A 23466-nucleotide genomic window follows, 5' to 3' on the forward strand; every position below is an offset into this window, starting at 1 on the left:
GTCCGCCGTACTCGTCAAACGATTGACCAGACCATAGCAGCGGCCTCACAAACCGGACAAGAGGTTGGTCAATCGTTTTTCTTACGTGATTAACGGGAGTGTCACGAAAGAAAACGCCCCCGTCGTACCCGCGGGACGGGCAGGCACGACGGGGGCGGGTGCTGGCCGGTCGGCTACGCGATCGAGCCGGTCTGGAGCCCGGTGGCTTCGGAGTAGACCGCCAGCACCTCGCCGTCGAAGTACGGGGAGACGCTGGTGTCGTAGCGGTTGTCGCCGTCGGTATCGGAGACGCTGATCGTGATGCCGTTGAGGTAACCGGTGCGGGTGTCGCCGCTGTAGCGGTACAGCCACGAGGAGCCGAGGGAGCCTTCACCGGTGAACGCGGACTCGACGCCGACGGACTGATTGGCGGGCAGGTCGCGGAGCCCCATGGCGAACGTCGATCCGGTGGATCGTTCGAGGGTCTGGCCGGTGTAGGGCCGGGTTCCGTCGGGGTTGGGACCGGCCGGGTAGCCGAAGACGTCGACCGAGGAGGCCGTCGGCTGGTTGTAGGCGAGTCCCTGCCCACCGACGTTGTCGCCCAGCCGCCCGCCGTCGGTCAGCACCCCGGAGGACGACGAGACGACGCCGTTGAACACGGTCACGAAGGCGACGTCGCGGTCGTAGTGGCCGTACACACCGAAGTCGAAATGAGTGGCGGCCTGCCTTCCGACGTACAGGACCCCCGGGGTCTTGCCGTCCGAGTAGCCAGGCACGAAGACCCACTTGCCGAGCGCGCCGAGCGTGCCGGCGGCGCCCTCGGTGTCGAACGCGCAGTGACCGGCCGTGGCGACGACGTTGCGGTAGGCCGACTGCACGGCGGTGCCCGTGCACCAGTGCGGCTGACCGTCGGCACCGACGAAGAACACCTTGCCGGAGGTCGTGGGCCCTTTCACCTTCTTCGGAAACACATCCTGGGACGGCGGGACCGTGCCGGGCTTGCCGTCCGGGACGACGTCGGCGGAGGCGCGCTCCCCCTGGACCACGGTCTGCACGGCGTACGGCGTGGCGTTCCGTAGGTTCGCGCCCCCGTCGGCCAGCCAGAACGCCGCGACCTGCTGAGCGGCCGGCACGTTGGAGGCCAAGGGGGCCATCACCGCGCTCGCGGCCTGAGCCGGAGTGGAGACGACGGCGGAGCCCAGCAGGCCCACGCCGACGCCCAACGCCGCCAGTGCGCGTCTCATCGTCGATCTCCCATTCGGTCATGGGGACCGTCGAGGGCCCCCGTCAGAGTGGAGCAGCAGCCGGCCGATCGGCGCAGCCGACAAGACGGAAGATCATAACGTTTCACCCAAATCCTGTGAAGAAAGTTTCAGGCCTTGCCGTGGAATGTCGGCGATTTTCAGTCAGGCATTCCAGCCGAGTTCGGCGTGGAAGGCGTCGAGCGCCCGGGCGAAGTCCTCGCGGGCCAGCCGCGCCCCCGCGTACGGCCCGGCCATGATCGGCTCGTCGTGCAACCGGGCGGGCAGCGCGTCGGGCCCGCCGCCCTCGCGCAGCGCGTACGCGCGCATCAGGTCGAGCCGCGCGGCACCCGCCGTGAGCAGGTCGTCGAGCGTGCACCCGGCCCCGGAGACGGCCGTGACCAGTGCCGTCAGGTGGTCGAGGGTCAGCGGCCTGGTCGGCGAGGAGGCGAACAGGCAGATGTTCCACGCGTCGAGGGCGCTCCACAGGCGCAGCAGGCGCGCCGTCCGCCGCCCGCGTTCGGCGTCGAGCAGGCCGACCGGCGCGGGCTCGGCGCCGATCCGCGCCGCCTCCGGCAGGCAGTAGGCGAGCGCGCCTCCGGGTTCGAAGTCCAGGTCGTGCTCCAGCGCGTCGTAGCGCGGCCCGCCTGGCGCGGCGGCGTAGCCCAGCCCGAGGCCTGGCTGCACCCGCGGGTCGAAACACGGCACCTCGGCGCCCTTCACGGTCATCGCGTACGGCTCGGCGTCGAGCTTGCTCGCCGCGCGGGCCGAGCCCTCGGCGAGCAGGTCGCCGAGCGCGCCGCTCCTGGTGGCGACGTCGCGGGCGAGCGCCGTCACCGCCGCCGCGTCGCCGAAGGAGGGCCTTTCCGCGAGCAGGCCGCGGTCCGCGCACTCCATCGCGAAGGCGACCGTGCCGCCGAAGGAGACCTGGTCGAGGCCGAGGTCGTTGCACAGGGCGTTCAGCGCGAGCACCGCGCCGATGTCGTCGATGCCGAGGTTCCAGCCCAGGGACGCGAACGCCTCCTGGCCGAGCCCTCCCGTTCTGCGCTCCGGCACGCCGAGCGGCGCGTAGGTCTTGAGGCAGTCGGTCGGCAGCCGGGGCAGCTCCCGCTCGTGGCGACCCCCAGCCCTTCGTAGTCGGCGGGGGACGGAACCCGCAGCCCGCTGTCGCCGGTGTGGGAGAAGTTCCGCACGCTCAGGTAGCCGGGCGCGGGCGGCTCCCCCGTCCAGGCGCCGAACCCCGGGTCGGCGTGCTGCCAGGCCGCGAGCGCGTTGCCGGGCATCGCGGCGCGATAGAAGGCCGCGATCTCCGCCAGGGCGCGCGGGTCCGCCACGGCGGCCGGGGTGTCCCCCACGCAGACGATCGCCTTGAGGTTCTTGGCGCCGAGCACCGCGCCGAGGCCGTACCGGGCCGCGGGGTAGGCGTAGTCGGTCACCACGCTCGCGTAGCGGACCAGTCTCTCCCCCGCCGGCCCGATGGCGGCGACGTGCGCGCCCTCCCCGTGCCGCGCGCGCAGCGCGTCCGTGGTGGCGGCGGTGCCGAGGCCACCCAGTTCCTCGGCCGGGTGGACGCTGATCCGGCCGTCCTCGACCAGCAGGTACGACAACCGCTGCGCCCGGCCGGTGATCGCCAGCGCCTTGGCGCCCGCGCCGCGGATCCCGGCCGCGAACGGCCCGAGCGCGTGGGCCTCCCCGGCCACCCCGGTCAGCGGCGACTTGGCCAGGAACACCGCCTTCGCGAGCCCCGGCGCGGCCACCCCGCCGAGGATCCCGGCCGCGACGTACAGCAGGGCCCGGGGATCGTACGGGTCGAGCCCGGCGGGGGTGCGCTCGGTCAGCAGCCGCAGGCCGAGGATCGACCCGCCGAAGTGGCCGGTCTCGGCGGACCGGTCCTCCCGCTCGACGGACCCGTCGGTGAGATCGACGACGAAGGGCACGAGTGACACTCCTCACAAAGGGGGCGATTGTGGCGGATAACCTACTCGCCCTCATCGCGAGGCATCGACGCCCACCTGCCCCAGGTTTGCGGCCCGTTGGGCAGAACCCACAGCAGCCCATCACCGAGGCATGGTCGCGCCCGTGGAAAGAGAGTCAGCCGGCCCAGAGGATGTCGATGATGCGCAAGGACTGCGTCTCCTCGATGAGGATGAATGTCAACATCCCTTGGCCGCTGTCTCCGAAGAAGGCATGTCTCACCGCGGACTGGCCAGGACGCTCCACGACCGCATCCCACGGATGGCGGAGGAGTTCGATAAGACGCTCCAGCAACGGGCCGTCGCGGACCTCCTCGGGAAGACCGTTCAGCTCATACAAGGCGCGGCCATGGAAGCCATCGAACTTGTAACTCACACCCGGCCTTCCCACTCCGGCGGGGTGTAGCGCGTGAACATCTCCGTACGCTCCTGGAGCGCGTCCTGAACGGCCTCCTCGTAACCCGGACGCGCGTAAGCGATCGCACGCAGCCGCCACTGACGCAACAGTGCCTGCACCTGCTTGAAGCGGGCCAAGTCGTGTGCGGCTTCCAAGGCCTCGTCGTACTCCGCCCGGAACCAGGCACGGTGGGACGGCGGAAGCGCCTCGAAGATCGCGGCCGGGTCCTCACCCGGATCATGGCGCCCAACGGGCTCCACAGGCTGAGCGGTCATGGTGCCCAATCTATCTGCCCGAGCGCGGGAAGCCTTCGCGCCGCCGGAATCTGCTCCGATGCGGACACCTACTCGCCCTCATCACGAGGCATCGACGCCTCCCCACCGTGGGTCTCGCTCCCGCAGGAATCCGGATCTTCGTCGGAGGGGCCCGGTAGATTCTGCCGCCATGGTTCGAACGACCCCGCCGCGCCCTGTCGACATCGCCGCTGTCTTTCCCGAGATCGCGCCGCTCGCCCGGACGGCCACCCGCCTTCATCCGCGGCCCGGTACGCCCGGCGTGCACGACAGTTCGATCGGCGGCCCCCTGCTCTGGCCCTCCGACGAGCCCTGGCCCGTGTGCGGAGAGTCGCACGAGAACGGGGGCGACTTCACCCGCCTCGACGCCGAGCGGCACCGCAGGCGCATCCTCTCGGCGGCCTGGGGCCGGACACGCAAGGGCGAGCAGTTCGCCATCACACCTGAGGAACGAGCCGAACTCGACCGTCTCGACAAGGAGTGCGCCGACCCTGACACCCCCGCCACCATGCTGGCCGTCGCCCAGCTCTTCATGCGGGACGTGCCCGACCTGGTGGGACCTCCCGGGGCCGATGTCCTCCAGCTCCTGTGGTGTCCGCGCGACCATGGCCCCCACTACTGCCCCTCGCTCATCCTGCGCTGGCGACGTTCGGCCGACGTGACCGATGTGCTCGCCGAACAGCCCGAGCCCGAGGTCATGGAGTACGACACCTATCTGCCCGTGCCCTGCGTTCTGCATCCCGAGCAGGTCGTCGAGTACCCCTACGCGGACTTCCTGCCCGGTGATCTGGAGGAGCGGATCCGGACCTGGGAGGAGTCCAGCGGATACGACTACTTCTCCGAGCTGTCGATCGCGGCGGGCTGGAAGGTGGGCGGTTACGCGGCCTGGAATCTCACCGATCCCTACCCGATGCTCTGTGAAGACTGCGGGGCCGACATGGACCTGCTTTTGAAGGTCGACAGTGGAGAGTGGGACGGAACGGAGAGCTGGCGGCCTCTGGAGGACGCCGGGCCTGAGAGCGAGTTCCACCAGCACCCGAACCGATCCGAGCCTACGGAGATCACGATCGGCCGCGGATATGCCTTGTGGATCTTCACCTGCCCGATCTCGTTCGACCACCCGCACGGAGTGAGCATGCAGTAGCCGGAACACGACCTTGATCAGACGGTCAGGCGGTCTCACTCACACTCTGAATGCGCTCGCAGGCGGAATCAGCCACGCTGCCAAGCCTCAGGACTTCCAGGAGCGAAGGTCAGCTCGCTTTGGGAAGTGGCTCAAGCTGGACACTGAGCCGCAGTTCCAGCGCTTCGGCGAGGCGTTCGAGCATGGGGATCGTGGGCATCGTGCCCCCTCCCTCGAAGCGCGCCACCGCCGGCTGCTTGAGTCCGGCCCGCTCGGCGAGCTCGGCTTGGGTGAGGCCGAGTTCTTCGCGCCGCCGCCGGACAGCCTCGCCGAGCTCGAAACGGATCCGTGCGGCTTCGTAGGCGGCCCCAGCGCCAGGCCGGCTCATGATCTCTGCACGCTTGTCGGACCACGCCCTGCGCTCGGTCATGGCACTCACTCCTCCTCCGCCGTGTGGGCCTCCGCGATACATCGCTTCATCGCCCGCACCGCACGTTCGATTTCGGCCGTCTCACGCATCCGCTGCTTACGGAAGACCGTCAGCAGGATGATGCGCCTGCCCGGAGCGATCCAATAGCTGATGCGCACGGCCTCGCGGGAGAGATGGAATCGAAGCTCGCGGAGCTTGCCGCACAGCTGCCTGGTGTACGGCTCGTCGAGGAGCACTCCCCGCTCGGCGAGCAGGTCAACGTAGAAGACCGCCGTCTCCTGGTCATCCTGGCTGAGCGAGTCGAACCACTCGTCGACCTCGGGCTCCAGTTCCACCTCTCCCCAACTCATAACATGGACGTTATAGTCAAGGCAAGTGGCCTGCCTCTGAAATGGGAAAACCCGGCTCAGCGGGAGTCCCACCGTCGCTTCACAGGACTGCCCGTCGGGCGGGTCAGTCCACGGCGGGTGGGGTGAGGTCGCCGGGGGTCAGGCCCATGCCGTCGGGTACGGCGGCGGGGTCGGAGCCCACGTGCAGCGGCTTGTTGTCGCGGTCGACGAAGACGACGCGCGGCCTGAGCGCCTTGACCTCCTCCTCGGTGACCAGCGCGTACGCGATGATGATCACGAGGTCGCCGACGGAGATGAGGCGGGCGGCGGCGCCGTTGATGCCGATCATCCCGGAGCCCGCAGGGCCCTCGATGACGTACGTGGACAGGCGGTTGCCGTTGTCGATGTCGACGATGTCGACCTTCTCACCCTCGACGAGGTCGGCCTCGGCCATCAGGTCCGCGTCGATCGTCACCGAGCCGACGTAGTGCAGATCGGCCTGCGTGACGGTGGCGCGGTGGATCTTCGACTTCATCAGCGTGCGGAACATGATCTCCCACCGGGGTATGGACGGACCTCCTCACGAGCGTCCTCGATGGTATGTCACACCCCGAAATGCCCGGTCGTCAGCCTCGCACAACGATGCGCTTCGACCCGGCGAGGTGCGGAGTCGCAGGGGCCGATGCGCAGCGTGAACAATCGCTTATCCGCCCGCCACGTACTCGACGGACGCGTCGAGCAGCCACTCCGCGACGTACGCCGCGAAGGACGAGCGGACCAGCAGGCGGAAGCCGTCCTCACCGGCGACCAGGACGACTGCCGCCCTGGCCAGCATGGTCTGGGCGCACCGGCCCGGGCCGAACGCCCGGGGGTGCAGGTCCAGCGCGCAGCCGTGGGCCAGCACGTCCCGCGCCCGTTCCCCGCCGACCACCAGGGTGGTGCGCTGGGCCGACACGTCGACGACCGAGACGTGCTCGCCGCCCGCCGCCTCCTCGATCCGCTCCACGAGGTCGCGCGCGGCGCCGTCGGGGCCGACCACCAGCCACTCGTCGGGCCCGAGCCACAGCACCTCCAGGTCGCCGCCGCCCGCCGTGGTGCCGGGCTCCACCGGCAGCGGCACGCCGATCGCCGTCCCGATGCGCTCCGCCGCCGGGCTCTTGGGGTCCACCCGGAGGTTGATCTGGGCCAGGAAGGGGATCTCGGCCAGGCGCAGGCCGCCGCCCGCGCTCGCCGCCTCGAACCTGGCCGCGAACGCCGCGGCCGGACTCCTGCGCCCAACCGCCGGCTCAGCCACAGAATCAGCCACAGAATCAGCCATCGCGGCGCGCTCCTTCCGGGTCGTACAGGACGTGGGAGGTCACGGTGACGGGCACCAGGTCCGCACCGACCGGCGCGTACAGTCGCTCGCCGACCCGCTCGCGCCCGCCGCTCACCAGCGCGAGCGCGAACGTACGGCCGAGCGCGGCGCTGCGGTAGCTGGAGGTGACGAAGCCGAGCGTGGGAACCGGCGGCTCGGGCAGCGCCGAGGTCTCCACGAGGTGGGCGCCCTCGGGCAGCAGCACGCCGGGGTCCTCGGGCAGCAGGCCGACCAGGTGTTTGCGGTCGGGCCTGGAGGTGTCCGCCCGCGCGTAGGACCGCTTGCCGATGAAGTCGGCCTTCTTCTTCGAGACGATCCACTCCATGCCGAGGTCCTGCGGGGTGACCGTGCCGTCGGTGTCCTGGCCGACGATCGGGAACCCCTTCTCGGCGCGCAGCACGTGCATCGTCTCCGTGCCGTACGGCGTGACCTCGCCGGACGCCATGACCGCCTCCCACAGGGCGAGCCGAACCAGGAGGAGACGTTGATCTCGTAGGCCAGCTCACCGGAGAAGCTGATCCGGCAGACCCGCGCCTCGATCCCGGCGACCTCGGTGTCCCGCCACGTCATGAATGGGAAGCCGGCGTTGTCCACCGCGAGGCCGGGCGCGAGCCGCGCCAGCACCGCGCGGGAACGCGGCCCGACGAGCGCCACCGTCGCCCACTGCTCGGTGACCGACGTGCAGTGCACCCGCAGGTCCGGCCACTCGGTCTGCAGCCACTCCTCCATCCAGTCGAGCACGGCCGCCGCGTTGCCGGTGGTCGTGGTGACGAGGAAGCGGTCGTCCGCCAGGCGGATGACGGTGCCGTCGTCGAAGACCATGCCGTCGGGGCGGCACATCACGCCGTAGCGGATGGAGCCGACCTTGAGCGTGCTCATCATGTTCGTGTAGAGCCGGTCGAGGAACACCGCCGCGTCGGGGCCGACCACGTCGATCTTGCCGAGCGTGGAGGCGTCCATCGCCGCCACGTCCTCGCGCGCCGCCCGGCACTCGCGCAGCACGGCGGCCTCCATGTCCTCACCCGGCCGGGGGTAGTACCAGGGCCGCTTCCACTGCCCGACGTTCTCGAACAGCGCTCCGCGCGCCACGTGCCACTCGTGCATCGCGGTGACGCGCACCGGGTCGTGCAGCGGCCCCCGGTCGCGGCCCGCCAGCGCGGCGAACGAGACCGGCGTGTACGGCGCGCGGAACGTCGTGGTCCCGAGTTCGGCGACGTCGACGCCGAGCGCGTGCGCCACGACGCCGCTGGTCAGCAGCCCGGACGTCTTGCCCTGGTCGTGGGCCGTGCCGGCGGTGGTGTAGCGCTTGACGTGCTCGACCGAGGTAAGCCCCGCGCCGGTCGCGCGCAGGACCTCCGCCACGGTGACGTCCCGCTGCAGGTCCACGAAGTGGGTGCCGTAGTCGCCGGCCTCCACGAGCCACAGGTGCTCGGCGGGCGCGGCGGGGGGGCTCCTCCTCGGCGGCCGGCAGGCGATGGCCGGACGCCACAGCGAACCCGGCGGCGGCCAGCGCGCGGCGGCCCGCCTCGGCGCCGTCCTCCAGGCAGGCCCGCAACGTGCGGACGCCTCCGGCGAACCCGGCGGCCTCCACCGCCTGGCGGGTCTCGCCGGGTGTGAACGCGCCCAGCCCCTCGTCGTAGCGCAGCGCGCCCCCGGCCTGGCTGAACAGGTGCACCACCGGCGTCCAGCCGCCCGACACGAGCAGCAGGTCGGCGGCCACCTCCCGGGCCTCGCCCTCGCCGCGCGGGCCGATCTCGGCCGACGAGACCTCGCCCTCGCCCTTCGCGGCGGTGACCACGTGGCCGGTCAGGACCTCGATGCCGCGCTCGGCGCAGCGGGCGGCCCACGCCTCGCCGGGAGCCTGCCGTACGTCGGCGATCGCGGCGATCTCGACCCCGGCGTCGGCGAGGTCGAGCGCCGCCGCGTACGCGCTGTCGTTGGTGGTGAACACGACCGCCCGGCGCCCGGGCAGGACGCCGTAGTGGTTCGCGTACGTGCGGGCCGCGCCGGCCAGCATCACGCCGGGCAGGTCGTTGCCGGCGAAGGCGACGAGCCGCTCGTGGCCGCCGGTCGCCAGCACCACGCGCGTGGCCCGGATCCGCCAGACGCGCTCGCGCGCCATCTCGGCGGGGGGCCGCCGCGCCCAGGTGGTTCGTCCGGCGCTCCACCGCGACGACGTAGTTGTCGTCGTAGTGCCCGACGACCGTGGTGCGGCGCAGCACGCGCACCTCCGGCAGGGCGGCCAGCGCGGCGACCTCCTCGGCCGCCCACTCGCGTCCCGGCCTGCCGTCGAGCGTCTCGGTCGTGCCGAGCAGGCTGCCGCCCGGCTCGGGCCGTTCGTCGGCGAGGATCACCCGCGCGCCGGCCCGCGCGGCCACGCCCGCGGCGGCGATGCCGGCCGGTCCCGCGCCGACCACGAGCACGTCGCAGTGCGCGTGCACGGCGTCGTAGCGTGCCGGGTCGGGCCGGTCGGCCAGCCTGCCCTGTCCCGGCAGGCCCGTGGCGACCAGGCCGTCGTACAGCTCGACGGTCGTCGCCTGGAGCATGGGCTCGGGGAAGGGCTCCTCGATCTGGACGAGCGCGTTCGGCTCCTCGCAGCCCGCGGCGTACACGCCGCGCGGACGGCCGAGCTTGACGCTGCTCGCCACCGCGCGCACGCCGTTGGCGAGCAGCGCCGACGCCAGCGTGTCGCCCTCCAGGCCCTCGTAGTCGCGGCCGTCGAACCGGAAGCGCACCGTCTTCGCCGTCACACCCTCGCGCCGGTACGGCTGAGCCGTCATGCGATCACCGGCCGCGGCTCGCCCGTCCGGTAGACGGCGTGGATCTCGTTGGTGGCGGTGTCCCGTACGGCGTTGAACCAGCGGCGGCATCCGGCGGTGTGGCTCCACCGCTCCGCGAACAGGCCCTTGGGATTGTCGCGGAAGAACAGGTAGCGGGCCCATTCCTCGTCGGAGAGGGCGGCCGGGTCCTCCGGATAGGCGACGTGGGCCTGCCCCCCGTAGTGGAACTCGGCCTCGTCCCGCGGCCCGCACCACGGGCAGGGAATCAGCAGCATTCTGTCTCCGGTGTTAATGCGCGACGGCGGCGGCGCCGTGCTCGTCGACGAGCTTGCCGGTCGTGAACCGGTCGAGCGAGAAGGGGGCGTTGAGCGGGTGGGGCTCGCCGGTGGCCACGGTGTGGGCGTAGCACCAGCCGACGCCCGGGGTGGCCTTGAACCCTCCGGTGCCCCAGCCGCAGTTGACGTACAGGTCCTCGACGGGGGTGAGGCCGACGACGGGCGAGGCGTCCGGAGTCACGTCCACCACGCCGCCCCAGGTCCGCAGCACGTGCGCCCGCGCGAAGACCGGGAACAGCTCCAGCGCGGCCGACATCTGCCGCTCGATGATGTGGAACGCGCCGCGCTGGCGGTAGGAGTTGGCCGCGTCGATGCCCGCGCCCATGACCAGTTCGCCCTTGTGCGCCTGGCTCACGTACACGTGGACCGCGTTGGACATGACCACGGTGGGGTGCACCGGCTCCAGCAGCTCCGACACCAGCGCCTGCAGCGGGTGGCTCTGCAGCGGCAGCGACACTCCCGCGTACCCGGCGACGACCGAGGAGTGCCCGGCGGCGGCGAGCGCGACCTTCTTGGCGGCGATGGGGCCGCGGGTGGTCTGTACGCCAGTCACCCGGCCGTCGCGCACGTCGAGGCCGGTCACCTCGCAGTGCTCGATCATGTCGACCCCGAGGTCGGCCGCCGCCTTGGCGAAGCCCCACGCCACGTAGTCGTGCTTGGCGATGCCGGCCCGGGGCTGGTAAGTGCCGCCGAGCACCGGGTAGCGCACGTCGGGCGAGATGTCGACGATCGGGCAGACCTCCTTGACCTGCTCCGGCGTCAGCCACTCGGCGTCCACCCCGTTGAGCCGGTTGGCGTTGACCCGGCGCACGCTGTCGCGCACGTCCTGCAGACTGTGCGCCAGGTTGAGCACGCCGCGCTGGCTGAACAGCAGCGGGTAGCCGAGGTCCTCCTCCAGCCCCTCCCACAGCTTCAGCGCGTGCTCGTAGATGCCCGCGCTCTCGTCCCACAGGTAGTTCGACCGGATGATGGTGGTGTTGCGGGCCATGTTGCCGCCCGCGAGCCAGCCGCGCTCCAGCACCGCGACGTCGGTGATCCCGTGGTTCTTGGCCAGGTAGTAGGCCGTGGCCAGGCCGTGGCCGCCGCCCCCGACGATCACGACGTCGTACGCGCGCTTCGGCTCGGCCGAGCGCCACAGCCGGTCGGGGTGGTCGGGCAGATCCGCGCCCGGCGTACGGGGGCTCATCGCCCCTCACCGAGACCCGGGTAGAGGGGGTGCTTGGCGGCGAGGGCCTCGACCCGGGCGCGCAGCGCCGTCAGGTCCGCGCCGGGACGCAGCACCTGGGCGATCACGTCGGAGACCTCCTCGAACTCGGAACGGGCGAAGCCGCGGGTGGCCAGGGCCGGGGTGCCGATCCGCAGCCCGGAGGTGACCATCGGAGGCCGGGGGTCGAACGGCACCGCGTTGCGGTTGACCGTGATCCCTGCCTCGTGGAGCCGGTCCTCGGCCTGCCGGCCGTCCAGCTCGGATTCGCGCAGGTCCACCAGCACCAGGTGGACGTCCGTCCCGCCGGACAGCACCCGTACGCCCGCCTCGGCGGCGTCGGGCGCGAGCAGCCGGTCGGCGAGGATCCGCGCGCCCTCCAGCGTGCGGCGCTGCCGGTCGCGGAACCACTCGCCCGCCGCGATCTTGAACGCGACCGCCTTGGCCGCGATGACGTGCTCCAGCGGACCGCCCTGCTGGCCGGGGAACACCGACGAGTTGATCTTCTTGGCGAGCTCCTCGGTGGACAGGATCACCCCGCCCCTGGGCCCGCCGAGCGTCTTGTGGGTGGTCGTGGTGACGACGTGCGCGTGCGGGACCGGCGACGGGTGCAGCCCCGCCGCGACCAGCCCGGCGAAGTGCGCCATGTCCACCATCAGGTAGGCCCCGACCTCGTCGGCGATGCGCCGGAAGGCGGCGAAGTCGAGGTGCCGGGGATAGGCCGACCAGCCCGCGATGATCAGCTTGGGCCGGTGCTCGCGGGCGAGCCGCTCGACCTCGTCCATGTCCACGAGGTTGTCGCTCTCGCGCACGTGGTAGGCCACGACGTTGTAGAGCCGGCCGGAGAAGTTGATCCGCATGCCGTGGGTGAGGTGGCCGCCGTGCGCGAGGTCGAGGCCGAGGATCGTGTCGCCCGGCTCCAGCAGCGCCGACATCGCCGCCGCGTTGGCCTGCGCCCCCGAGTGGGGCTGCACGTTGGCCGCCTCGGCGCCGAACAGCGCCTTGACCCGGTCGATCGCGAGCCGCTCGATCACGTCGACGTGCTCGCAGCCACCGTAGTAGCGCCTGCCGGGATAGCCCTCGGCGTACTTGTTGGTGAGCACCGAGCCCTGCGCCTGCATCACCGAGACGGGCGCGAAGTTCTCCGAGGCGATCATCTCCAGCGTGGACCGCTGGCGGCGCGTCTCCTCGCCGATCGCCGCCGCGACCTCCGGGTCGGCCTCGGCGAGCGGCGCGTCCATCACAGAGTCGTTCAATTCAGTCCTTTCGGGCACGTCAGCCGCGCAGCCGTTCCATGGCGGGGTCGAAAAGGGGCTCCTCGGCGACCACGGCGGTCACCCGCCGGTCGAAGTAGCCGATCTCCAGCGTGCGTCCCGGCGTGGCCAGCTCGGCGGGCAGCCAGGCGTAGGCGATGCCCTTGCCGATCGTGTAGCCGAAGGCCGCGCTGGTGACGTAGCCGACGCTGGTCTCGCCGTCGTACACCGGCTCCCTGCCCATGACCACCTGCGTGGGGTCGTCGATGGTCAGGCAGGTGAGGCGGCGGCGCACGTTCTCCTTGCGCCGCTCCAGCGCCTCGCGGCCGATGAAGTCGCCCTTGTCCGTCTTGACGGCGAACCCGAGCCCGGCCTCGTACGGATCGTGCTCGAAGGTCATGTCGGTGCCGAAGGACCGGTAGCCCTTCTCCAGCCGCAGGCTGGAGAAGGCGCCGCGCCCGCCGGCGATGATGCCGTGCTGCTGCCCGGCCTCCCAGAGCGTGTCCCACAGCTTGGCGCCCAGGTCGGCGGTGGTGTAGAGCTCCCAGCCCAGCTCGCCGATGTACGACAGCCGCAGCGCGGTGACCGGCACGGTGCCGATGTACGCCTTCTTCGCCCGGAAGTAGCGGAAGCCCTGGTTGGAGAAGTCGGCGTCGGTCAGCGGCTGGACGAGATCGCGGGCGCGGGGCCCCCAGACGCCGAGGCAGCAGGTGCCGGCCGTGATGTCGCGGACCATGACCGAGCCGTCCGCGGGCAGGTGGCGGTGGAACCAGTCGAGGTCGAGGTTGCCGTTGGCGCCGACCTGGAACACGTCGCGGCCCAGCCGGGCGACGGTCACGTCGCTGCGGATGCCGCCGTCCTCGTCGAGCAGCAGGCAGTAGGTCACCGAGCCGACCGACTTGTCCATCTGGCCGGTCGTCAACCGCTGGAGGAAGGCGAGGGCGCCGGGTCCGGCGACCTCCAGCCGCTTCAGCGCGGTCATGTCGTACAGCGCGACGGACTCGCGGGACGCCTGGGCCTCCGCGCCGACGATCGGCGACCAGTAGCGCGCCGCCCAGTCGTTGGGCGTCGGGATGTCGCGGCCCTCAAGCAGGCGGGCGTTCGCGCCGTACCACTGCGGCCGCTCGTAGCCGACGGCCTCCAGGAAGAAGGCGTCCAGCTCGCGCTGGCGAGTGTGGAAGGGGCTGAGGCGCACCGGCCGCGGCTCCTCCATCGGCTGGAGCGGGTGGATGATGTCGTAGACCTCGACGAAGTTCTGGCAGTCGCGGGCCAGCACGTAGTCCGGCGCGAGCTGGTGCGGCTCGAACCGGTTGACGTCGCACTCGTGCAAGTCAAACGACGAGCAGTGGCCGTCGACCAGCCACTCGGCCATCGCCTTGCCGACGCCCGCGGAGTGGGTCACCCAGACCGCCTCGGCGACCCAGAAGCCCTTCACGTCGGGGGACTCGCCCATCAGCGGCATATGGTCCTGCGTGAAGGAGAACAGCCCGTTGATGCCCTCGTCGATCTTCGCCGCGCGGGTGCCGGGCAGCAGCCGCTGGGTCTCGGTCCAGGCGTCCTCGAAGTCCTCGGGGGTGAACGTGAGCACCGACGGCATGACCTCGGCCTCGTCCACGGACAGCAGGTCCTCGGGGCTGACCGGCATCGGCCGGTGGCCGTAGTAGCCGATGCCGATGCCGTCGAACCGCTGGCGGTAGTAGAGGTCGGCGTCCTGGTGCCGCAGGATCGGCAGCGTCGCCTCCTCCTCGCGTCCGGCGAGGTCGGGCACCTGGCCGGTCCAGGCGAGCTGGTGCGCGAGCGGGGTCAGCGGCAGCGGCATCCCGACCATGCCGGCGACCTTCGGCCCCCAGATGCCGGCGCAGCAGACCACGACGTCGGCGGGGATCTCGCCCTGGTCGGTCACCACGCCTGCCACCCGGCCGTCCTCGGTGCGGACGTCGAGCACCTCGTGCCGCTCCAGCACCCGTACGCCGCGCGACCGCGCCCGCCTGAGCTGCGCGTCGACCGCGCGTACGGCCTTCGCGAGGCCGTCGGTGGGGATGAACAGGCCACCCAGCACGGCGCCGGGGTCCACCAGGGGGTGGTGCTCGGCGCACTCGGCGGGGGTGAGCAGGCGCGACTCGACGCCCCAGGACGTGGCCCAGCCGTGCCGCCGGTGCAGCTCGGCGAGCCGTTCCGGGCTGGTCGCGACCTCGAGCCCGCCGACCTGGAGGAAACAGGGCTCGCCGTCGAGGTCGAGCGAGCAGAGCTTCTCGACGGTGTAGCGCGCCATCTCGGTCATGGTCTTCGACCCGTTGATCTGGAAGACCAGTCCCGGGGCGTGTGAGGAGGAGCCCCCTGTCGCGGGCACCGGGCCCTGGTCGACCACGGTGACGTCCGTCCAGCCTCGGGCCGACAGTTCGTCGGCGAGTGCCGCACCGACGACGCCTGCTCCGATGATGACGACGCGCGGGCCCGTCATACCCACCTCCGGTGTTGGCACTTGTTGCGCAATTCGCAACATTATGCGCTTAACGCAACAAGCGTGACGCGTCATATAGCAGGTGTCAAGCACCAAAAACACGACAAAACCGTGCCTGGTGACAGTCGAGGGGAAGATCGGCACCGGGCACGGGGCGGCTACACTCCCGCCCCGAACCATCCCATTCGGGCAGATACCTCGCGGGCCGCCGCCATGACCTGCTCCGCTACGGCGGCGATCGACGTTTCGGGCATCCGGAAGGTCGGGCCTGACGCGCTGAGCGAGGCGACGACGGAGCCGTCCGCGCCGAGGACGGGCGCCGCGACCGCGCTCAGACCGTCCTCCAGCTCGTCCACCGCCGTCGCGTACCCACGGCGGCGCACCTCGGCGAGCTCCGCGCGCAGCCGGCCGGGATCGGTGACGGTCCGCGCGGCGAGGACAGGCAGCCCGGCCTCGATCACCTCCTCGCACAGCGCGGCGGGCGCGTGCGCGAGCAGGACCTTGCCGTTGGACGTCGCATGCAGGGGGATCCGCTGACCCACCCAGTGGTGCAGCTGGAGCGCCGACGGCCCGGCGACCTGGTCGACGTACAGGGCCTCCCGGCCGGCGAGGACGGCCACGTTGACGGTCTCCCCCACCGCGCGGGCGAGCGCCGGCGTGACGGCGCGGCTCTCGCGCACCAGGTCGAGCCGCGCGCTGGTCGCCCCGGCGAGCCTGACCACGCCCACGCCGAGCCGATACTTGCCGCGGTCGTTGTCCTGCTCGACCAGATCGTGGCTCTCCAGCGTCGCCACCAGGCGGAACGCGGTGGACCTGTGCACGCCGAGGCCGGCCGCGAGCTCGCTGACGCCGAGCTCGCCGTCGCGGGCGAGCAACTTCAGGATGGTGAGTGCGCGGTCGACGGACTGTACGGCCGCCCCGTCACCCGACCCGTTGCTCATGGCACAACTCTACGCGGATTACGCACCAAATTCTTGACCTGTCTCATCCGACGGTTCACTCTGTTGCGTATACATCACCATGTTGCGTATGACGCACTCAGGAGGCTCCATGTCCGCTCGCCCGGGTCGCGAGTTCGTCCTCACGTTCTCCTGCGTCGACCGGCCGGGGATCGTCTACGCGGTGAGCGGCTTCCTCGTGCAGCACGCGGGCGACATCCTGCAGAGCCAGGAGTTCAACGACCGGACCAACGGCCACTTCTTCATGCGGGTCCACTTCGCGGTGCCCGAGGGCCGCGGCGACATCGAGGAACTGCGCCGCGACTTCTCCCGCGTCGGGGACTCCTTCCGCATGACGTGGCAGCTCAAGGACGCCGCGACGCCGACGAGGACCCTCGTGCTCGTGTCGAAGTTCGGGCACTGCGTGAACGACCTGCTCTACCGCCAGCGGGTCGGCGCGCTGAACATCGAGATCCCCGCGATCGTCTCCAACCACCCGGACCTCGAACCGCTGGCCGAGTTCTACGGCGTGCCGTTCCACCACGTGCCCGTCACTCCCGCCACCAAGCCGGAGGCCGAGCAGCGCGTCCTTGAACTGGCCGAGGAGCTCGGCACCGATTTGGTGGTGCTCGCCCGCTACATGCAGGTCCTGAGCGACGACATGTGCAAGCGCCTGGAGGGCCGGGCGATCAACATCCACCACTCGTTCCTGCCGGGGTTCAAGGGCGCCAAGCCGTACCACCAGGCCCACGAGCGCGGCGTCAAGCTGATCGGCGCGACCGCGCACTACGTCACCGCCGACCTCGACGAGGGACCGATCATCGAGCAGGACGTGGCGCGCGTGGACCACTCGCTCGACCCGGGCGAACTCGTCACCGTGGGCCGCGACGTGGAGGCGCAGGTGCTCGCCAGGGCCGTACGCTGGCACAGCGAGAACCGCGTGCTCCTCAACGGCGACCGCACCGTCGTCTTCCGCTGAGTCTCCCCTGGGAATCCCGCGACGCCCCAGCTCAGGGTTTGCGTCAGGCGCTACAGTCCGGCTATGAGCAACGACGCTTCCGCCGCCAGGGCCGAGGCCAACGGCGGCGGCGTGCAGTCCGTGGACCGGGCCATCAGCATCATGGAGATCCTCGCCGACCGCGGGGAGGCGGGGGTCACCGAGATCGCCGCCCAGATCGAGGTCCACAAGTCGACCGCGTTCCGCCTGCTGGGCGCCCTGGAGGCGCGCGGGCTCGTCGAGCAGACCGAGGACCGCGGCAAGTATCGTCTCGGCTTCGGGCTCGTCCGCCTCGCCGGCAGCGTCTCCACACGGATGGACGTCACCCAGCAGAGCAGGCCCGTCTGCCAGCGCCTGGCGGAGGAGATCGGCGAGACGGTGAACATCGCCGTCCTGCGCTCGCACTACGCGGTCAACCTCGACCAGGTGCGCGGCCCCTCCGCCGTCACCGCCCACAACTGGGTGGGCCAGCTCACCCCCCTGCACGCGACGTCGAGCGGCAAGGTCCTGCTGGCACACGTGGACCGGCAGCGCCGCGAGGACCTGCTGCGTGCCGCGGGCCTGCGGCGCTACACGCCGAGCACGGTGACCTCGGTGGAGGACCTGGAGCGGGAGCTGGCGGAGGTGCGCGAGCGTGGCTACGCGCTGACGCTGGAGGAGCTGGAGGTGGGCCTGAACGCGCTCGCCGCGCCCGTCCGCTCCTTCGGCGGAGAGGTCGTGGCGGCGGTCAGCGCGTCCGGGCCCGCCTACCGGTTCAGCGAGGGCCGCATGCGGGAGCTCGCCCCCGTCCTCGTCAAGGGAGCAGAGGAGATCAGTCACCGCCTCGGCGGCTAGCCCCTCTCCCTTGCCGCACGCCGCAGCCGTACGACGACGCTCTTGGACGTGGGCGTGTTCGACGTCTCCGCCACCGAGTCCAGGGGCACCAGCACGTTGGTCTCCGGGAAGTACGCCGCGCAGCAGCCACGCGCCGTCGGATAGGCGACGGCCCGGAACCCCTCGGCCACGCGCTCGCCGTCCGGCCACTCGCTGATGAGGTCGAGCATGTCGCCGTCGGCGAGACCGCGCTCGGCCAGGTCGTCGGGGTGCACGAACACCACCCGCCGCCCGTTGGCGATGCCGCGGTAGCGGTCGTTCAGCCCGTAGATCGTGGTGTTGTACTGGTCGTGGCTGCGCACGGTCTGTAGCAGGAGGCGGCCCGGCGGCACGCGCAGCACCTCCAGCGGATTGACCGTGAAGTTCGCCTTCCCCGTGGCCGTGGGGAAACGGCGCTCGTCGCGCGGCGCGTTCGGCAGGAGGAAGCCGCCCGGCCTGCGCACTCTCGCGTTGAAGTCGTCGAACCCGGGCACCACCCGCTGGATGCGCTCCCTGATCGCGTCGTACCCGGCCTCGAACTCGGCCCACGGCACGTGCGGGTCGTCACCGAGCAGCTCGCGGGCCAGCCGGCACACGATCGCCACCTCGGACAGCAGCGCGTCCGACGCCGGGCGAAGCCGCCCGCGCGAGGCGTGCACCGCGCCCATCGAGTCCTCGACCGTGACGAACTGCTCGCCGCCCGCCTGGACGTCCCGCTCGGTGCGGCCGAGCGTGGGCAGGATGAGCGCCTGCTCGCCGCAGACGGCGTGCGACCGGTTGAGCTTGGTCGACACCTGCACGGTGAGCCGGCAGCGGCGCAGGGCCGCCTCGGTCGCGGCGGTGTCCGGTGTCGCCGAGACGAAGTTGCCGCCCATGGCGAAGAACACCCTGGCGTCCCCGTCGCGCATGGCGCGGATGGCCTCCACGGTGTCGTGGCCGTGCTCGCGCGGCGGCGGGAAGCCGAACTCCTTCTCCAGCGCGTCGAGGAACTCGGGCCTGGGCTTCTCGTAGATGCCCATCGTCCGGTCGCCCTGCACGTTGGAGTGCCCGCGTACGGGACACACGCCCGCGCCGGGACGTCCCACGTTGCCGCGCAGCAGCAGGAAGTTGACGATCTCCCTGATCGTCGGGACCGACTTGCGGTGCTGGGTGAGGCCCATCGCCCAGCAGACCACGACCGAGCGGGCGGCCAGCACGTCGCGGGCCGTCTCCTCGATCTCCGCGCGGTCAGCCCGGTCGCTTCCAGCACCTCGGTCCAGTCGAGCCCGCGTACGTGCTTCTCCCAGGCGTCGAACCCGTGCGTGTGCACCTCGACGAAATCGCGATCCACCACCGTGCCTGGCGCGGCGTCCTCGGCCTCCAGCAGGAGCAGCGACAGCGCCTGGAACAGCGCCAGGTCGCCGCCCAGCCGGATCTGCAGGAACCGGTCGGACAGCGCCGTCCCGGTCCCCGCGAGGCCGGAGGGCCGCTGCGGGTTGCGGAAGCGCATCAGCCCCGCCTCCGGCAGCGGGTTGACCGCCACGATCCGGGCGCCGTTGCGCTTGGCCCGCTCCAGCGCGGTGAGCATACGCGGGTGGTTGGTGCCGGGGTTCTGGCCGACCACGAAGACGAGGTCGGCCCGGTGCAGGTCCTCCAGCAGCACCGTCCCCTTGCCGATGCCGAGCGTCTCGGTCAGCGCCGAGCCGCTCGACTCATGGCACATGTTGGAGCAGTCGGGCAGGTTGTTGGTGCCGAACCGGCGGACGAGAAGCTGGTAGGCGAAGGCGGCCTCGTTGGAGGTGCGGCCGGAGGTGTAGAAGACGGCCTGTCCGGGGTGGTCGAGCGCGCGCAGTTCGCGCGCGACGACACCGAAGGCGTCCTCCCACGAGATCGGCTCGTAGTGGTCCGAGCCCGCCGGCTTGTACATCGGCTCGGTGAGCCGGCCCTGCTGGCCCAGCCAGTAGTCGCTGCGCCGGGCCAGTTCGTCCACCGGGTGCTCGGCGAAGAAGTCGCGCGTGACCCTGCGGACCGTCGCCTCCTCGGCCACCGCCTTCGCGCCGTTCTCGCAGAACTCGGCGGGACTGCGGTGGCCGTCGCCCTCGGGCCAGGCGCACCCCGGGCAGTCGAAGCCGGACTTCTGGTTCACCCGCAGCAGGGTCAGCACCGTCCGCCCCGCGCCCATCTGCCGGTACGCCGTGCCGAGCGCGTGGCCGACCGCCGGGACCCCGCCCGCCCAGTTCTTGGGCGCACGGATCTCCAGGTGTTCGTCTCCGACGTCCTCCCGAGGGGCCTTACGTGTCACGCCGCATCTCCTCCGAACTCACTCGCCGAGCTTGCCACGAACCCAATCATGGAACAGGCCGATGTGGTGCTCGCTCGGCACCAGCACGCCGCCCTTGGCGTACGTGCGGGAGCTCATCGAGGGCTGGGTGCGCTCGCAGGCGTCGAAGTCCTGCACGTTGACCCGGTGGAACAGCTCCACCGACCGGCTGATGTCCTTGCCCGAGGCCACGACCTCCGGCAGGTAGAGCCAGTCGCACTCCACCACCGTGCGGTCGACGGCCAGCGGGAACATCCGATGGATGATCACGTGGTCGGGCACCATGTTGACGAACACCTGCGGCTTGATGGTGATCGCGTAGTAGCGCCGGTCCTGGTCCTCGCTGATGGTCGGGATGCGGTCGAGCCCCTCGGAGCCGTCGACCGTGAACCCCTGGATGTCCTCGCCGAACAGCGCGCCGTGGCCCACGTAGTACTGCGCGGCGTAGCCGTCGGCGAACTCCGGCAGCACCTCGGTCAGCTCCGGGTGGATGGTCGCGCAGTGGTAGCACTCCATGAAGTTCTCGACGATGAGCTTCCAGTTCGCCTTCACGTCGTACACGATCCGGCGGCCGAGCGCCAGGTTGGCGACGTCGTAGTTGTCGAGGGAGGCCACGTCGCCGAGACGCGTGCGCACCTCGCCGAGCACGGTGTCCTCGAACGAGGGCGGCTCGTCGGCCAGGCAGACCCACACGTAGCCCAGCCACTCCCGCACCGCCACGTTGACGAGGCCGTACTCGACCCGGTCGAGGTCGGGCATCTTGGTGAGGTTGGGGGCCGCGATGAGCTTGCCCTCCAGGTCGTACGTCCAGGCGTGGTACGGGCACTGGAAGGCCCGCTTCACCTCGCCGGACTCCTCCGTGCAGATCCGGGCGCCACGGTGGCGGCAGACGTTGTAGAACGCGCGGATCGAGTTGTCCCGCGCCCGGGTGATCAGGATGCTCTCGGTGACGACCTGGACGGTCCTGAACGCCCCGGGCTTGGGCAGGTCGGCGGCCCGGACCGCGCAGAACCACATCGACTCGAAGATGCGCTTCTGCTCAGACGCGAAGACCTGGGGGTCGGTGTAGTGCTCGCCCGGCAGCGTGGCCATCAGGCTGGGGGGCAGGCTCGTGGTGCTCACTTTGGCTCCTGGTGGTCGTGCGCAGTGGTCGTGCGCGTGGTCCTGCGTAGCGCGTCGCTGATCTGAGAGGTCAGGGGGAATCCGGTCAGAGGGCGGAGAGCCGATCAGAGCACGACGACGGAGCGCAGCACCTCGCCGTGGTGCATCTTCTCGAAGGCCGCCTCGACGTCCTCGAGCGCGATCGTCTCGGTGACGAACGCGTCCAGGTCGAGCCGTCCCTGCTGGTAGAGGGAGACGAGCATCGGGAAGTCGCGGCTCGGCAGGCAGTCGCCGTACCAGGAGGACTTGAGCGCGCCGCCGCGGCCGAAGACGTCGAGCAGCGGCAGTTCCAGCGTCATCTCCGGTGTCGGCACGCCGACCAGCACGACGGTCCCGGCCAGGTCGCGGGCGTAGAACGCCTGCTTGTACGTCTCGGGGCGGCCCACCGCCTCGATCACGACGTCGGCGCCGAACCCGCCGGTCAGCTCGCGGATCGCCTCCACCGCGTCGGTCTCGCGGGAGTTCACGGTGTGGGTGGCGCCGAAACGCCGGGCCCATTCGAGCTTGGTGTCGTCCACGTCCACCGCGATGATCGTGGTCGCGCCGGCCAGGTGCGCGCCCGCGACGGCCGCGTCGCCCACGCCGCCGCAACCGATGACGGCGACCGAGTCACCACGGGTCACCCCGCCGGTGTTGATGGCCGCGCCGAGCCCCGCCATGACCCCGCAGCCGAGCAGGCCGACCGCGACCGGCGACGCGCTCGGGTCGACCTTCGTGCACTGGCCGGCCGCGACGAGCGTCTTGTCGGCGAACGCGCCGATCCCGAGCGCCGGGGACAGCGGGGTGCCGTCGGCCAGCGTCATCTTCTGCGTGGCGTTGTGGGTGGCGAAGCAGTACTGCGGACGTCCGCGCAGGCAGGCGCGGCAGGCGCCGCAGACCGCGCGCCAGTTGAGGATGACGAAGTCGCCGGGGGCGACGTCGGTCACCCCCTCGCCGACGGCCTCGACCACTCCGGCCGCCTCGTGCCCGAGGAGGAACGGGAAGTCGTCGTTGATGCCGCCCTCGCGGTAGTGCAGGTCGGTGTGGCACACCCCGCAGGCCTGCACGGCCACGAGTGCCTCACCCGGGCCCGGGTCGGGGACGAGGACGGTCTCCAGGCTGACCGGCTGTCCCTTGCCCCTCGCGACGACCCCGCGGACTTCGTGCGCCATGTCTCTCTTTCCCTCGATCAGTCAGCATGCGTTAGTTGTGCAACACGAAACACATAGCACTATGCGCAACAGACTGAGGCTGTGCAGGGCCACTGTCAAGGGCTGAAGTGAGGGTTGTCCCCTGCCGGTCAGGCGGTCCGCGGCCACCTGACCGTGCCGATCACCGCAGGCCCTGCTCCAGTTGGGTGACGACCGGGGCGAGCAGGTCGTTCAGCTCGCGTACGAGGACCGCGAGCGCGCGGTGCGCCGTCTCGGCCAGGTCGTGCGCGGGCCCGTCCGGCGCGGCGGGCAGGTCGTCCAGCGGCACCGGGGCGTCCACGAGCAGGGTCGGACGCAGATAGGGGACCTTCGCGAGGTCCTGCTCGGCGGGCTCGACGAACTGGCCGAAGATCTCCGGCCAGTCCCGCCAGCCGCGGTCGCGCCACCAGTCACGCGACACCGTCAGCGCGGCCGGCAGCGGAGAGACGATCGTGACGCGCGCCGTCAGCGACCCGTCCCAGGTGTTGCGCTCGCAGGAGGCCGACAGGATCCGCCGGTGCCAGCGCACGAACCCCGGCGAGGTCAGGGGCGGGGTGGCGATCCGCCAGGCCGCGCACGCGAACGCGACCGGGGCGATGTCACCCCACACCCCCTCGAACTCGCCGATGTTCTCCCACACGCGCTCGGAGTAGTGGCTGACACCGCTGTAGCGGACGCGCTCCCGGTCGGAGCGGCCGTCGATCCAGAACGCCTGCTGGCCGGCCATGCGCCGGGATCAGCCGTTCGACGCGGCGGTGGTCGGCGCGGCGACGGCGGCGGGCGCGGTCTCGCCGGTGAAGGTGAACTTCGCGGCGTCACCTTCGCCCTCGACGTCGATCTTGACGACCTGGCCGGGCCGCAGCTCGCCGTAGAGGATCTTCTCCGACAGCGTGTC

At 71.2% G+C, this 23466-nt stretch carries 22 protein-coding genes and 4 pseudogenes; 4 read left to right on the forward strand and 22 right to left on the reverse strand.

Annotation, left to right across the window (positions count from 1 at the left end; genetic code table 11):
• Positions 1–173 precede the first annotated feature (173 nt).
• From B1L11_RS32580 to B1L11_RS32600, 5 genes are all read right to left on the reverse strand, one after another.
• Complete coding sequence (locus B1L11_RS32580) at positions 174–1223, reverse strand: serine protease (protein WP_079319200.1); 1050 nt, start codon at positions 1221–1223, stop codon at positions 174–176.
• 162 nt (positions 1224–1385) lie between these two features.
• A complete protein-coding gene (locus tag B1L11_RS32585) occupies positions 1386–2276 on the reverse strand; it encodes an aldehyde ferredoxin oxidoreductase C-terminal domain-containing protein (RefSeq protein ID WP_179155430.1) in 891 nt (296 codons plus the stop codon).
• A complete protein-coding gene (locus tag B1L11_RS32590) occupies positions 2180–3157 on the reverse strand; it encodes an aldehyde ferredoxin oxidoreductase N-terminal domain-containing protein (protein ID WP_179155431.1) in 978 nt (325 codons plus the stop codon). The genes B1L11_RS32585 and B1L11_RS32590 overlap by 97 nt, the downstream gene beginning before the upstream one ends.
• Before the next feature lie 154 nt (positions 3158–3311).
• Complete coding sequence (locus B1L11_RS32595) at positions 3312–3569, reverse strand: hypothetical protein (RefSeq protein ID WP_079319202.1); 258 nt, start codon at positions 3567–3569, stop codon at positions 3312–3314.
• Positions 3566–3865 (reverse strand): DUF6247 family protein, encoded by a 300-nt coding sequence (locus B1L11_RS32600; RefSeq protein WP_143737717.1) that lies wholly within the window; start codon positions 3863–3865, stop codon positions 3566–3568. The genes B1L11_RS32595 and B1L11_RS32600 overlap by 4 nt, the downstream gene beginning before the upstream one ends.
• A gap of 169 nt (positions 3866–4034) precedes the next feature.
• Here B1L11_RS32600 and B1L11_RS32605 point away from each other — a divergent pair, with 169 nt between their 5' ends.
• A complete protein-coding gene (locus B1L11_RS32605; RefSeq protein ID WP_079319204.1) occupies positions 4035–5027 on the forward strand; it encodes a hypothetical protein in 993 nt (330 codons plus the stop codon).
• A gap of 109 nt (positions 5028–5136) precedes the next feature.
• Here B1L11_RS32605 and B1L11_RS32610 read toward each other — a convergent pair whose 3' ends face one another.
• The 7 genes and pseudogenes from B1L11_RS32610 to B1L11_RS54250 all read right to left on the reverse strand — a co-directional run.
• A complete protein-coding gene (locus tag B1L11_RS32610) occupies positions 5137–5436 on the reverse strand; it encodes a helix-turn-helix domain-containing protein (protein WP_079319205.1) in 300 nt (99 codons plus the stop codon).
• Positions 5437–5441: 5 nt separating this feature from the next.
• Positions 5442–5786, reverse strand: coding sequence for a type II toxin-antitoxin system RelE/ParE family toxin (locus tag B1L11_RS32615; protein WP_079319220.1), 345 nt, complete (start codon positions 5784–5786; stop codon positions 5442–5444).
• Positions 5787–5889: 103 nt separating this feature from the next.
• Entirely contained in the window at positions 5890–6315 is a 426-nt protein-coding gene (panD, locus tag B1L11_RS32620; RefSeq protein ID WP_079319206.1) for an aspartate 1-decarboxylase, read from the reverse strand.
• 153 nt (positions 6316–6468) lie between these two features.
• Positions 6469–7059: a sarcosine oxidase subunit gamma gene (locus B1L11_RS32625; RefSeq protein WP_256863078.1), complete on the reverse strand. Its 591-nt coding sequence runs from the start codon at positions 7057–7059 to the stop codon at positions 6469–6471.
• A 16-nt stretch (positions 7060–7075) separates the two neighbouring features.
• On the reverse strand, positions 7076–7567 hold the full coding sequence (locus B1L11_RS54240) for a glycine cleavage T C-terminal barrel domain-containing protein (RefSeq protein ID WP_306291734.1): 492 nt from the start codon (positions 7565–7567) through the stop codon (positions 7076–7078).
• Positions 7568–7659: 92 nt separating this feature from the next.
• Positions 7660–8538 (reverse strand): annotated as a pseudogene (locus B1L11_RS54245) (ferredoxin); the annotation flags it as partial.
• A 286-nt stretch (positions 8539–8824) separates the two neighbouring features.
• Positions 8825–9244: pseudogene (locus tag B1L11_RS54250) on the reverse strand (ferredoxin); the annotation flags it as partial.
• An 86-nt stretch (positions 9245–9330) separates the two neighbouring features.
• On the opposite strand from B1L11_RS54250, the gene B1L11_RS54255 reads away from it, so the two are divergent.
• Positions 9331–9573 carry a hypothetical protein gene (locus B1L11_RS54255; protein ID WP_306291735.1) on the forward strand — a complete coding sequence of 81 codons (243 nt, stop codon included), beginning with the start codon at positions 9331–9333 and terminating at the stop codon, positions 9571–9573.
• Here B1L11_RS54255 and B1L11_RS54260 read toward each other — a convergent pair.
• From B1L11_RS54260 to B1L11_RS32650, 6 genes and pseudogenes are all read right to left on the reverse strand, one after another.
• A pseudogene (locus tag B1L11_RS54260) lies at positions 9483–9992 on the reverse strand (2Fe-2S iron-sulfur cluster-binding protein); the annotation flags it as partial. The gene B1L11_RS54255 and the pseudogene B1L11_RS54260 sit on opposite strands and share 91 nt — an antisense overlap.
• Positions 9899–10177 carry a sarcosine oxidase subunit delta gene (locus tag B1L11_RS45880; RefSeq protein WP_143737718.1) on the reverse strand — a complete coding sequence of 93 codons (279 nt, stop codon included), beginning with the start codon at positions 10175–10177 and terminating at the stop codon, positions 9899–9901. The gene B1L11_RS45880 and the pseudogene B1L11_RS54260, both read right to left, overlap by 94 nt.
• A gap of 13 nt (positions 10178–10190) precedes the next feature.
• Positions 10191–11423, reverse strand: coding sequence for a sarcosine oxidase subunit beta family protein (locus B1L11_RS32635; protein WP_079319208.1), 1233 nt, complete (start codon positions 11421–11423; stop codon positions 10191–10193).
• The gene (glyA, locus tag B1L11_RS32640) at positions 11420–12682 is read right to left on the reverse strand and encodes a serine hydroxymethyltransferase (RefSeq protein WP_079319209.1); all 1263 of its coding nucleotides are present in this window, start codon (positions 12680–12682) and stop codon (positions 11420–11422) included. The genes B1L11_RS32635 and glyA overlap by 4 nt, the downstream gene beginning before the upstream one ends.
• Positions 12683–12716: 34 nt before the next feature.
• On the reverse strand, positions 12717–15155 hold the full coding sequence (locus B1L11_RS32645; protein WP_079319210.1) for an FAD-dependent oxidoreductase: 2439 nt from the start codon (positions 15153–15155) through the stop codon (positions 12717–12719).
• Between the two features lie 158 nt (positions 15156–15313).
• On the reverse strand, positions 15314–16096 hold the full coding sequence (locus tag B1L11_RS32650; protein WP_079319211.1) for an IclR family transcriptional regulator: 783 nt from the start codon (positions 16094–16096) through the stop codon (positions 15314–15316).
• 109 nt (positions 16097–16205) lie between these two features.
• Here B1L11_RS32650 and purU point away from each other — a divergent pair, with 109 nt between their 5' ends.
• On the forward strand, positions 16206–17072 hold the full coding sequence (purU, locus tag B1L11_RS32655; RefSeq protein WP_079319212.1) for a formyltetrahydrofolate deformylase: 867 nt from the start codon (positions 16206–16208) through the stop codon (positions 17070–17072).
• A 63-nt stretch (positions 17073–17135) separates the two neighbouring features.
• Positions 17136–17924 carry an IclR family transcriptional regulator gene (locus tag B1L11_RS32660; protein WP_218671467.1) on the forward strand — a complete coding sequence of 263 codons (789 nt, stop codon included), beginning with the start codon at positions 17136–17138 and terminating at the stop codon, positions 17922–17924.
• On the opposite strand, the pseudogene B1L11_RS32665 reads toward B1L11_RS32660, so the two are convergent.
• The 4 genes and pseudogenes from B1L11_RS32665 to B1L11_RS32680 form a co-directional block, all read right to left on the reverse strand.
• A pseudogene (locus B1L11_RS32665) lies at positions 17921–20223 on the reverse strand (FdhF/YdeP family oxidoreductase). The gene B1L11_RS32660 and the pseudogene B1L11_RS32665 overlap by 4 nt on opposite strands.
• Before the next feature lie 18 nt (positions 20224–20241).
• Positions 20242–21333 (reverse strand): aromatic ring-hydroxylating dioxygenase subunit alpha, encoded by a 1092-nt coding sequence (locus B1L11_RS32670; RefSeq protein ID WP_218671468.1) that lies wholly within the window; start codon positions 21331–21333, stop codon positions 20242–20244.
• A 134-nt stretch (positions 21334–21467) separates the two neighbouring features.
• Positions 21468–22553, reverse strand: a complete 1086-nt coding sequence (locus B1L11_RS32675) for an S-(hydroxymethyl)mycothiol dehydrogenase (RefSeq protein WP_079319214.1) — start codon at positions 22551–22553, stop codon at positions 21468–21470.
• A gap of 160 nt (positions 22554–22713) precedes the next feature.
• A complete protein-coding gene (locus B1L11_RS32680; protein ID WP_079319215.1) occupies positions 22714–23298 on the reverse strand; it encodes a hypothetical protein in 585 nt (194 codons plus the stop codon).
• Positions 23299–23466 lie beyond the last annotated feature (168 nt).

The organism is Microbispora sp. GKU 823, from assembly GCF_002027145.1.
GTDB lineage: Bacteria > Actinomycetota > Actinomycetes > Streptosporangiales > Streptosporangiaceae > Microbispora > Microbispora siamensis.

What these genes read in the sequence shown, in the direction of transcription:
- B1L11_RS32580 (WP_079319200.1), bottom strand. Translation starts at nt 1,223, where the DNA reads ATGAGACGCGCACTGGCGGCGTTGGGCGTCGGCGTGGGCCTGCTGGGC.
- B1L11_RS32600 (WP_143737717.1), bottom strand. Translation starts at nt 3,865, where the DNA reads ATGACCGCTCAGCCTGTGGAGCCCGTTGGGCGCCATGATCCGGGTGAG.
- B1L11_RS32605 (WP_079319204.1), top strand. Translation starts at nt 4,035, where the DNA reads ATGGTTCGAACGACCCCGCCGCGCCCTGTCGACATCGCCGCTGTCTTT.
- B1L11_RS32610 (WP_079319205.1), bottom strand. Translation starts at nt 5,436, where the DNA reads ATGACCGAGCGCAGGGCGTGGTCCGACAAGCGTGCAGAGATCATGAGC.
- B1L11_RS32615 (WP_079319220.1), bottom strand. Translation starts at nt 5,786, where the DNA reads ATGAGTTGGGGAGAGGTGGAACTGGAGCCCGAGGTCGACGAGTGGTTC.
- panD (WP_079319206.1), bottom strand. Translation starts at nt 6,315, where the DNA reads ATGTTCCGCACGCTGATGAAGTCGAAGATCCACCGCGCCACCGTCACG.
- B1L11_RS54240 (WP_306291734.1), bottom strand. Translation starts at nt 7,567, where the DNA reads ATGGCGTCCGGCGAGGTCACGCCGTACGGCACGGAGACGATGCACGTG.
- B1L11_RS45880 (WP_143737718.1), bottom strand. Translation starts at nt 10,177, where the DNA reads ATGCTGCTGATTCCCTGCCCGTGGTGCGGGCCGCGGGACGAGGCCGAG.
- B1L11_RS32635 (WP_079319208.1), bottom strand. Translation starts at nt 11,423, where the DNA reads ATGAGCCCCCGTACGCCGGGCGCGGATCTGCCCGACCACCCCGACCGG.
- glyA (WP_079319209.1), bottom strand. Translation starts at nt 12,682, where the DNA reads ATGGACGCGCCGCTCGCCGAGGCCGACCCGGAGGTCGCGGCGGCGATC.
- B1L11_RS32645 (WP_079319210.1), bottom strand. Translation starts at nt 15,155, where the DNA reads ATGACGGGCCCGCGCGTCGTCATCATCGGAGCAGGCGTCGTCGGTGCG.
- B1L11_RS32650 (WP_079319211.1), bottom strand. Translation starts at nt 16,096, where the DNA reads ATGAGCAACGGGTCGGGTGACGGGGCGGCCGTACAGTCCGTCGACCGC.
- purU (WP_079319212.1), top strand. Translation starts at nt 16,206, where the DNA reads ATGTCCGCTCGCCCGGGTCGCGAGTTCGTCCTCACGTTCTCCTGCGTC.
- B1L11_RS32660 (WP_218671467.1), top strand. Translation starts at nt 17,136, where the DNA reads ATGAGCAACGACGCTTCCGCCGCCAGGGCCGAGGCCAACGGCGGCGGC.
- B1L11_RS32670 (WP_218671468.1), bottom strand. Translation starts at nt 21,333, where the DNA reads ATGGCCACGCTGCCGGGCGAGCACTACACCGACCCCCAGGTCTTCGCG.
- B1L11_RS32675 (WP_079319214.1), bottom strand. Translation starts at nt 22,553, where the DNA reads ATGGCGCACGAAGTCCGCGGGGTCGTCGCGAGGGGCAAGGGACAGCCG.
- B1L11_RS32680 (WP_079319215.1), bottom strand. Translation starts at nt 23,298, where the DNA reads ATGGCCGGCCAGCAGGCGTTCTGGATCGACGGCCGCTCCGACCGGGAG.